Genomic DNA, 8,602 nt, shown 5'->3' on the forward strand with positions numbered 1-8,602 from the left:
CCGGCACAACCGGGACCGACCACAGCCGAGGCTGCAAGGATCAAGGGATTGGCCGACCGTGGAGACCAAAGTATACCATACGGGTACATGATCTGGCTCTGACACCCCAACTGGTCAGGGAGCAGCCGCCAGTAGCACTATGTTGGTGAGAGGCATAAGGGCCCATCTATATGGGGCCGAGCCCCGTGCCTGCTCGTTAAAAAGCAGCAACAGAGCCATCGCTCCGTGGATCAAAAGCACCTTCGATCATGCCATTACCATGCCTGACCAGAGCCCCTGCATGCCCCATCATGGAAGAAAATGGTGCAACCATCTCTACCTCATGACCTGCATTTTGCAGCTCCTGCACAAGGGTTGGAGAGAAAGAGCTCTCCATTTTAAGGGAGACACTTTCCATCCCCCATGTGCGACCCAGAAGCCAGCGCGGGGCTGTAACAGCCTGTTGCAGGGGGACACCATAACGGGCATAGCGCGAGAAAATAGCGGCCTGAGTTTGTGGCTGCCCTTCTCCCCCCATGGTGCCGTATACCATGGTGCGTCCATCATCAAAGCGCGCGAGCGCAGGATTGAGCGTATGGAATGGCTTGCGGCCGGGCCGAAGAGCATTCCAACCAGAATCCGAAAGCTTGAAACATGAGCCTCTATTTTGCCATAGTATTCCCGATTCTGGCAAAAAGACGCCCGAGCCGAATTCAAAATACAGACTCTGAATCATGCTGACCGCCACACCAGACGAATCAATAGCTCCCATCCATGTTGTATCTCCCTGCTGCGAGGGGGCTGGCCATGGCATAGCCTTGTGCATGTCGATATCCTGCGCAAGGCCACTGATCTGGGCCGTGTCATTAAGGAAAGACTGTGCGCAGACCTTCATATAAGCAGGATCACCAACATGGGCGTTGCGAAACAGGAAAGCTTTTTTTGTGGCTTCCACCAGACCATGAATATGAGCAAAGCTTTCGGGTTCCACAGCATTCAGCAGATCAAAAATCTTGAGAATGGCGAGTGATGCAACGCCCTGTGTGGGTGGCGGGGTGTTGTAGAGCGTGCAGCCCCGTATGGTGGTGTGTAATGGTGTTGTCAGGGTTGCCGTATGACGTAAAAAATCCTGCTGGTTCAGAGGGCTGCCCACTTTGGCAAGATCTGCACACAAGGTATTGACCATGGGGCCGGTATAAAAACTGTTCAGGCCGTGCTCGGCCAGATACCTTAAGGTACAACCCAGTGCGGGGTTACGGCGGATATCTCCAAGGGTGAACAGCCTGTCAGCATTGGTGTAAGCCCCTATAAAATCTTGGTTTTCTGACAATTCCGCCTGTTTTTCGTGTAAGAGTGTTGCCTCACTATCTGATACAGCATAACCGCGTTCCGCGTAATGGATGGCCTCAGCCAGAAGGTCTTGCAATGGCAAATTGGGTTGAAGTCTGGCACTTTGGTGCAGGGCTTCCTGCCAACCAGAAACGGCTCCGGCCATGCTGTTAGCGGCCAGCCCACCCCTCCAAGGTATGCTGGCATGACCAGCACTGCGATAGAGCTGAAGAGACGCGTCCGCCGCCGCCGCGCCGCATGCGTCTATAACGCAGGTACGTCCATCCGGGTAGGAAATAAGCCAGAAGGAATCTCCCCCCAGACCTGTCATATGGGGGTAAACGGCAGAAAGTGTCGCGGCAGTGGCCACAACAGCGTCCAAGGCTGTGCCGCCTTTTTTGAGAATATCAAGCCCTGCTTGACTTGCCAGATGATGCGGTGATGTCACCATACCGCGTGTTGAATGGAATGTATGGAGCATCAGACGTCCGTAAGGTGTTTATTGTGGTAATGGCGGGCAAGAAGTGTGCAGAGAAAAAGCTGTATCTGGTGATAAAGAATGAGCGGCAGAATAACAAAGCCAGCGGCAGAGGCTGGGAACAGCACATTGGCCATAGGCACGCCTGAAGCGAGTGATTTTTTAGATCCGCAGAGAATAAGGGACACTTCATCCTTTGAAGAAAAACCGAATAGTTTCCCTGTAAGAAGAGTTATTACTATTACCGCCAGAAGCAGCCCCGTATCAACGGCAATCAGAGTGGCAATATTGCGCGCTGAGAGTTGCAGCCATATTCCCTCCACAACAGCATGACTAAAAGCAGTGTAAACAACAAGAATGATGGAAGAGCGATCTGTAATAGAAATGATTTTTTTGTTGCGATGGGCCCATTTGTACAGAAAAGGCTGTAGGAGCTGCCCTGCTACAAAAGGCAATAGAAGCTGCACAGCAATACCAACAATGGCATGCGCGGACCAAACCCCATGCGTGTGCAGAACAAACGAAACAAGAACCGGCGTTATAAAAATACCTGCAATGTTAGAAAGAGTTGCTGCGCAGATTGATGCAGCAACATTACCATTAGCGAGGGATGTCAACGCAATTGAGGACTGCACTGTGGAGGGCAAGCAGCACAGAAACAGCACACCCAGCCACAGGTTATTTTCCATAAGGTCCGGCGCCAAAGCGTGCAAGCCTAAACCGAGTGCGGGAAACAGGGTAAATGTGCAGGCCAGCACCAGCCCCTGTAACTGCCAGTTGCGCATATTGTCCAATATGGCGCGCCGTTCCAGCTTGAGCCCCTGCATAAAGAACATGACCATGATGCAGGCATCAGTCACATATTCCAAAACAGTGGTGGCAAAGCCGTGGCAGGGCAGAAAGGTTGCCAGCACGACCGCGCCGATAAGCGCAGTTAAAAAAGGGTCCAGTTTACGCATGGGGGCTGCTCTGCATAAAACGACGGCGCATGGGCCGCAGCACGACAAATGCCAGCAAAGCAGTGAGCAGATCTCCGCCGATAGCCAGAGCAAAAACCGGGTGCCAGTTACCGCTGCTCTGGTGCAGCCATGCGGCCAGCGGACCACCAAATATGGCACCCACGCCCTGGGCCATATACAGCAGGCCGTAATTACGTGAGGCATCACGGGTGCCAAATGTGTCTGTCAGAGTTGCAGGGAAAAGCGAAAAAATTTCACCCCATCCGAGAAACACCACGCCAGACAGAAGCACAAAGGCAACCGGGTGGTTGGCCAATGCCAGCCAGCAGGTCAGGGCAATGGCTTCCAGCGTGAAGGCAAAAGCCATGGTCTGCTCACGCCCCAACCGGTCGGAAATCCAGCCGAACAAAGGCCGTGTAACGCCATTGGCAATACGATCCAATGTCATGGCCAGCGGAAGAGCCGCCATTCCCAGAATACTCAGATGCGCCACGCCAAAATCTGATGCAATCTGTGCAAGCTGGGAGGTAACCATAAGGCCGGAAGTAGCCATGGTGGCCATCATAAAAAACATTAACCAGAACAATGGTGTTTTAACAACAAATGAGGTTTTATAGCCCGCGCTGTCTGTACCCTGCTCGGCCTGCGCTGCCTCCACCTGTGGTGTCTTGAGAAAAAAAGCCGCTATAAGACCGGCTGCAATCATGACAAGGCCAAACACCGCCATGGTCGTGCGCCAGCCCGATGCCGCCAGAAGATGGGAAATGGGGAAAGTCGTCAACATTGCCCCCATGCCATAGCCCGCTGCGGTAGCGCCAGCGGCCATGCCCCGGTTTTTGGGGAACCACTGCATAAGTAAGGAAACAACGCCTACGTAGACAATGCCCGTGCCTATACCGCCTAACCCGCCATAGGTCAGATACAGCATGCTTAGGCTCTGTACCTTTGCTGTCGCTACCCAGCTTGCACCGGTTACCACAATACCAACCATAATCAGGCTACGAGGATGCACATGTTTGGCAATCCAGCCCTGAATGGGTGAAAAAAGTGTCTGAAGCACAATAAGAAGGGAAAAAGTGGCCTGCAACGCCGCTGCACTAGTGTTGAAATCAACTTTCAGGGCGGGGGTAAACAACGTCCACACATATTGAGGGGATGAAATGGCCCCCATACACAGAAGGCCTGCAATCATCTGCTGCCATTTTACTGCAATCATCTGCTTTATCCTTGAAAAATAGAGGCGTAGGAGCAGTCCATGCCCGTTAGCTGCGTGTACGATGCAGTGTGGGAAGACCAAAAGCGGGACTGAACTGGATGTTCAGCATGGCACCAGCCTGCACCGCAGTGTTCAGGTTAGGAATAATGCTTTTGCGTCCAAGCTGGTCAGGGTTCCAGATATACTCAAAATACGGAGTAAACATGACGCCCGGAGCAATATTGAGACCATAGTTTATTTCTGCCATGGTTTCCTGATTGGCCCAGCGTGCAGAATTACCGTGTACGCTGAGCGTGTCATTCATGCCCTGCACAAAGCGATGATCCCAGATAAAGGTCTGTCCAACCAAACCAATGTAGTCGCGCGGGCGGGAGGCAAAGGGCCCCCAGTCAAACAACCCAGCGACAAAACCATCGTGGATGGTCGCACTACCAGAAGTCATCAGGTTGGCAGCACCAAACAGTATCAGGCCGCGTGTCCCCTTTTCGTCTGGTTTCCAGATCATCTGCTGCGCCTGCAGATACAGTTGCGTACGACCACGACGATTCATGGCTGTGCCACCATACAACACCCGAGACTGGCCACGGTTGTTGTAGAGCGGGTCGGAATAACTGGCGGTATCGTATACAAATCCTATGGAATAAGCACGAGGGTAGCGATCGTTGGTAAAGTTGGTGCGGTAGCCCACTTCAGTGGGAATATATTCCCCCTGCGCTTTGTCAAAACCCCAGTCCGGGCCGGGCCAGCTATTATGATTGCCTGCCTTGAGCCAGGGTTCAGCCTCCCATATGCCTGTTTTGATATAGGTTTTTTCCGTTGGCTTATAAAGCAAACGCACACCCCAGGAAGATGTGACAAAGGACGGCATGGAACCATTAACCGTAAGGGTGGTTGGCACGGAACACAGGAAGGAGGGGAACATGCAGTACAGGTCAGAACCATCAAACTCCCCACCTTTTGGCATGGAGCGTCCGGCCAGAATGAACAGGCGGTTGTTGAACAATGCCTGATCCCACGTAAACTCCCTCACCTGCAAGCCGTTATGGTTGCCGTAATAGGAGACAAAACCCCAGTTGGAGCCGGTAAAACCCCCTGCCCTCCCATCGCCCGCTACATCGTCTGCCAGAAAATGAATTTTGGCACCGGGAATATGAGCAATACGCTGCATATCCAGATCAAGACCAAGACCCGCAAAGTTGTTAAAAAACGAACCATGCTTGATGCCACCAGCAGGTACACCAGAATATTCGGAAACACTCCATCCGGTAATATAGACACCATTCTGTGCCAGATATTTACCTGCGGACATGACCGGCTTTGTGTGTAACGAAAACAGGTAGGGCTGCGGAGTGTTGGAGTTTGAACTGTGGGCAGACGGTGGAGCTGGCACGCCAGCGGGTGTATTGATGGCGGGCACATAGGCAGGTACGGCAGGGTCCGTCATAGAACGGGCCAGTACGTCTTCCAACCGTTTGGCATGGACGACCACTTTGGAAGAAGATGTATCCTGACTGTTTTTTACAGGCGAAGAAAATGCAGGCAGGGCACCAAGCAACGCGGTTACGCACGCAGATGATGCGATAACGCAACGTTTTGGCAGGAATGAGATATGGGTCATGGCAATACCTGTTCGTAAAAGATGATCTTAGCTAGGAAAAACGTCTTTCGTTGCCGCTATCAGCATGTTTTCAAGGGAGCTGAATTCTTGTCTGTTATTCAGCGCGACAAAACCGACAGGTGGCGGTTCCGGTAGATCTGGCATGATAATTGGTGACGCAAGAGCACTGCGTTGCAAAAAACTTGGCTGGAGCGTGCACCCATAACCAGCCTTAACCGCCCCCAAAAGAGCGCTCAGGCTATCGCTGCAAAATGCTATATGCCAATTGATGTTGTGCCGGTTAAGTGTTTCCAGCGTGATGCGCCGTGTAACACTACCTTCCGGAAAAACAACCAGTGGAACAGACTGCTTTTTGTTCAGTTTTTCATCTGGATGCATGTACCACTTCAGTTTCTCCTGCCACAGAAGGTTGCCATGCGTCTCATTCGGCCCCTGCATGCCAAACATAAGATCAATATCTCCACTACCCAGACGGGTGCGCAGACTATGGCTTAACCCAGTGGTCAGGCTGATCTGTGTCTGTGTATGCTGGTTACGAAAATTTCTTAAAACAAGAGGAAATTCAGACAGCACAAGATCTTCCGTCAGCCCAATTCTAATATGACTTTGCGTTTGTATATGAGCTGAAAGCTGGAAAATACGATCGTGGGACTGCAATGTTTCCTGCGCAAGCCGGATAAGAGCATGGCCAGAATCTGTTAATTCAACCACTTTGGTAGAACGGGAAAGAAGGGAGATTCCAAGCGCTTCCTCCAGCCGGTGGATATGCAGGCTGATAGTCGACTGGCTGACCCCACGTAAATGGGCTGCCGACGTAAAGTGAAGCGTTTCTGCCACAGCCAGAAAAGACCTGAGGTGGTGCAGATCTAGATTAGATTTATCGAGCATATAGATAATATACCAAAAGGAATCGTTATATCCGATTAGTGCGATAACGGAATAAGTGGGTCAAGGAAAAAAATTCCGCCCCCACAATAAAAGCGGTTAACTTATTCAATATGCTAAAAAAATGAAAGGACTGAACGTCCCCGGCTTTATCGAGGAACGATGTGTGTAGCGCTTAGCCTGCGCTTCCCATTCGACCGCGCCATGAAACTCCATGATCCCCGACGATGGATAGGATCAGAAATGCTTGGAAGCCCATCGTGCATGATGGCCGTTACCCGACAAACCATTTCGGCCTTGATGGGAAAATGAATGGCCTGCGAAATACGATTGATAGCGGTGCATTATGTCAATGATAGCCATATGCCATCCGCAGGCAATGTCGGGCACCTGATTAGTATTCTGCGGTGATGACCTCATTTCTAGACAGCCATGGCCTGAAATGCATGCTGACAATGCAACCTTGACCCGGCAAAAACTCTGCCGGGTCAATTTCAAGCTTTAGCGCAGGCCGCCGGACGCGATGAGGGTTTCACCTGTCAGCCAATGCGCATCGTCAGAGGCAAGAAATACAGCAAGAGGCGCAATGTCCTGCACCTGACCGATCCGCCCCAGTGGTGTCTGCGAAATAATAAACTGTTCCATCTCGGAACCAACAACATTGGCCGTTTTTGTGCCTTCCGTTTCGATCAGGCCCGGGTTGATCGCATTGACCCTGATATTTCTTGGGCCCAGTTCACGGGCAAGAGAACCGGTAATGGCGTCCACGGCACCTTTCGTTGCCGTATAGACGGCAGAGTTCGGCGGCGTGATGCGAGAGACAACAGAACTGATGTTAATGACACTACCGCCGTCACCAAGATGCTTCGATGCAGCCTGCGTCGTCAGAAGCGTACCTAGCACGTTGATATTGAAGAGACGGTGGAAATGCTCCTCCGTGATCTCGTCAATTGATGCAAATTCGTACACACCGGAATTATTGACTAAAATATCCAACCGACCGAATTGAGTGATCGCAGCATCCACAATTGCCTGTGCATCCTCCTTGCGGGAAACGTCACCCTGAACAGCAACTGCCTTTCCTCCACTGCTTGCAATGGCCGCGACGACCGCATCAGCCCCGGATTTGCTGGATGCATAATTAACGACGATAGCAGCCCCCTCAGCCGCGAGCGCCTTGGCAATGGCCGCGCCGATCCCCTTGGAGGCGCCAGTTACGATTGCAACTTTTCCGGAAAGTTTGCTCATTGATATGTGCCTGTCTGTATGGGCCAGAACGCACATGCGTACTTTAATGCCCGGTTTGTCGAAACCAATGGATTTAAATGTGGAGTGATCGCTCCAACATAAGGCATATAAGACTTTGGTTTCCGGTTTCAAGGATTTATGGAGCGATGACATCAAAAAAAGAATCTGGTGCACAGCGAAGACGGGGGCGCCCCCAGTCTTTTGACCGCAAAGAGGCTTTATGCGCTGCCATACGCCTGTTCTGGGACCGTGGTTATGAAGGAACAAGCTTCGATGATCTGATTGCAGCAATGCAGATCAGTGCTTCCAGCTTCTACAATGCCTTTGGCAGCAAAGAAGCGCTGTACCATGAGGCGATTGAGGCTTATATGAGCATCGCAGGGGGCTGGTTCCTTAGCATCCTGAATGAAGACGCCAATACGCGAACTGTCTTTGAGGATTTAACGACAGCCGCCGCGATAGAGTTCACACACCCCGACCGACCTGCGGGATGTATGATTTCAGTTGCTGCAACCCAATGCTCCCCCAACCAGAGCCGCTTGCGCGACCTTCTGGCTAAACAGCGAACACAGACAGAAGATGCTATGGCCCAGCGCCTGCGAAAGGGTCAGATTACAGGCGACCTACCATCTGACACCGATATTGAGGCTCTGGCTGCTTTTTACGGATCCCTACTACGTGGCATGGCCGTACAGGCCCGTGACGGAGCTTCACGAGACAGGCTTCTGGAAATCGCGCGGATTGGAATGCAAGCTTGGCCGAGTATGTGAGAGAAAATCACGACACGAAAAATAGTTTCGTGCAATACACCATAAATAAAAATCTAAAAATCAATCTAGGCTCAGGACCTATTAATTTATTGAACTGAGCGAGAGGTTGTGATTCACAGG

The 8,602-nt window shown here is 51.6% G+C and carries 7 protein-coding genes; 1 reads left to right on the forward strand and 6 read right to left on the reverse strand.

Annotation, left to right across the window (positions count from 1 at the left end):
- Positions 1–196 precede the first annotated feature (196 nt).
- The 6 genes from ABF757_RS01555 to ABF757_RS01580 all read right to left on the reverse strand — a co-directional run bounded on the left by ABF757_RS01555 (position 197) and on the right by ABF757_RS01580 (position 7,712).
- Positions 197–1,789: a gamma-glutamyltransferase family protein gene (locus ABF757_RS01555; protein WP_415480650.1), complete on the reverse strand. Its 1,593-nt coding sequence runs from the start codon at positions 1,787–1,789 to the stop codon at positions 197–199.
- Positions 1,789–2,745 carry a bile acid:sodium symporter family protein gene (locus ABF757_RS01560; RefSeq protein WP_415480651.1) on the reverse strand — a complete coding sequence of 319 codons (957 nt, stop codon included), beginning with the start codon at positions 2,743–2,745 and terminating at the stop codon, positions 1,789–1,791. Before ABF757_RS01560 ends, ABF757_RS01555 begins: the two co-directional genes overlap by 1 nt.
- A complete protein-coding gene (oxlT, locus tag ABF757_RS01565; RefSeq protein WP_415480652.1) occupies positions 2,738–3,961 on the reverse strand; it encodes an oxalate/formate MFS antiporter in 1,224 nt (407 codons plus the stop codon). Before oxlT ends, ABF757_RS01560 begins: the two co-directional genes overlap by 8 nt.
- Before the next feature lie 46 nt (positions 3,962–4,007).
- Positions 4,008–5,579 (reverse strand): carbohydrate porin, encoded by a 1,572-nt coding sequence (locus ABF757_RS01570; RefSeq protein WP_415480653.1) that lies wholly within the window; start codon positions 5,577–5,579, stop codon positions 4,008–4,010.
- Positions 5,580–5,606: 27 nt separating this feature from the next.
- Complete coding sequence (locus ABF757_RS01575) at positions 5,607–6,467, reverse strand: LysR family transcriptional regulator (RefSeq protein WP_415480654.1); 861 nt, start codon at positions 6,465–6,467, stop codon at positions 5,607–5,609.
- A gap of 498 nt (positions 6,468–6,965) precedes the next feature.
- A complete protein-coding gene (locus tag ABF757_RS01580; protein WP_415480655.1) occupies positions 6,966–7,712 on the reverse strand; it encodes a glucose 1-dehydrogenase in 747 nt (248 codons plus the stop codon).
- A 146-nt stretch (positions 7,713–7,858) separates the two neighbouring features.
- Between ABF757_RS01580 and ABF757_RS01585 the strand changes: the two genes are divergently transcribed.
- On the forward strand, positions 7,859–8,482 hold the full coding sequence (locus ABF757_RS01585) for a TetR/AcrR family transcriptional regulator (protein WP_415480656.1): 624 nt from the start codon (positions 7,859–7,861) through the stop codon (positions 8,480–8,482).
- Positions 8,483–8,602 lie beyond the last annotated feature (120 nt).

The organism is Acetobacter papayae, from assembly GCF_047721125.1.
Lineage (GTDB): Bacteria > Pseudomonadota > Alphaproteobacteria > Acetobacterales > Acetobacteraceae > Acetobacter > Acetobacter papayae.

What these genes read in the sequence shown, in the direction of transcription:
- ABF757_RS01580 (WP_415480655.1), bottom strand. Translation starts at nt 7,712, where the DNA reads ATGAGCAAACTTTCCGGAAAAGTTGCAATCGTAACTGGCGCCTCCAAG.
- ABF757_RS01560 (WP_415480651.1), bottom strand. Translation starts at nt 2,745, where the DNA reads ATGCGTAAACTGGACCCTTTTTTAACTGCGCTTATCGGCGCGGTCGTG.
- ABF757_RS01585 (WP_415480656.1), top strand. Translation starts at nt 7,859, where the DNA reads ATGACATCAAAAAAAGAATCTGGTGCACAGCGAAGACGGGGGCGCCCC.
- ABF757_RS01570 (WP_415480653.1), bottom strand. Translation starts at nt 5,579, where the DNA reads ATGACCCATATCTCATTCCTGCCAAAACGTTGCGTTATCGCATCATCT.
- ABF757_RS01575 (WP_415480654.1), bottom strand. Translation starts at nt 6,467, where the DNA reads ATGCTCGATAAATCTAATCTAGATCTGCACCACCTCAGGTCTTTTCTG.
- oxlT (WP_415480652.1), bottom strand. Translation starts at nt 3,961, where the DNA reads ATGATTGCAGTAAAATGGCAGCAGATGATTGCAGGCCTTCTGTGTATG.
- ABF757_RS01555 (WP_415480650.1), bottom strand. Translation starts at nt 1,789, where the DNA reads ATGCTCCATACATTCCATTCAACACGCGGTATGGTGACATCACCGCAT.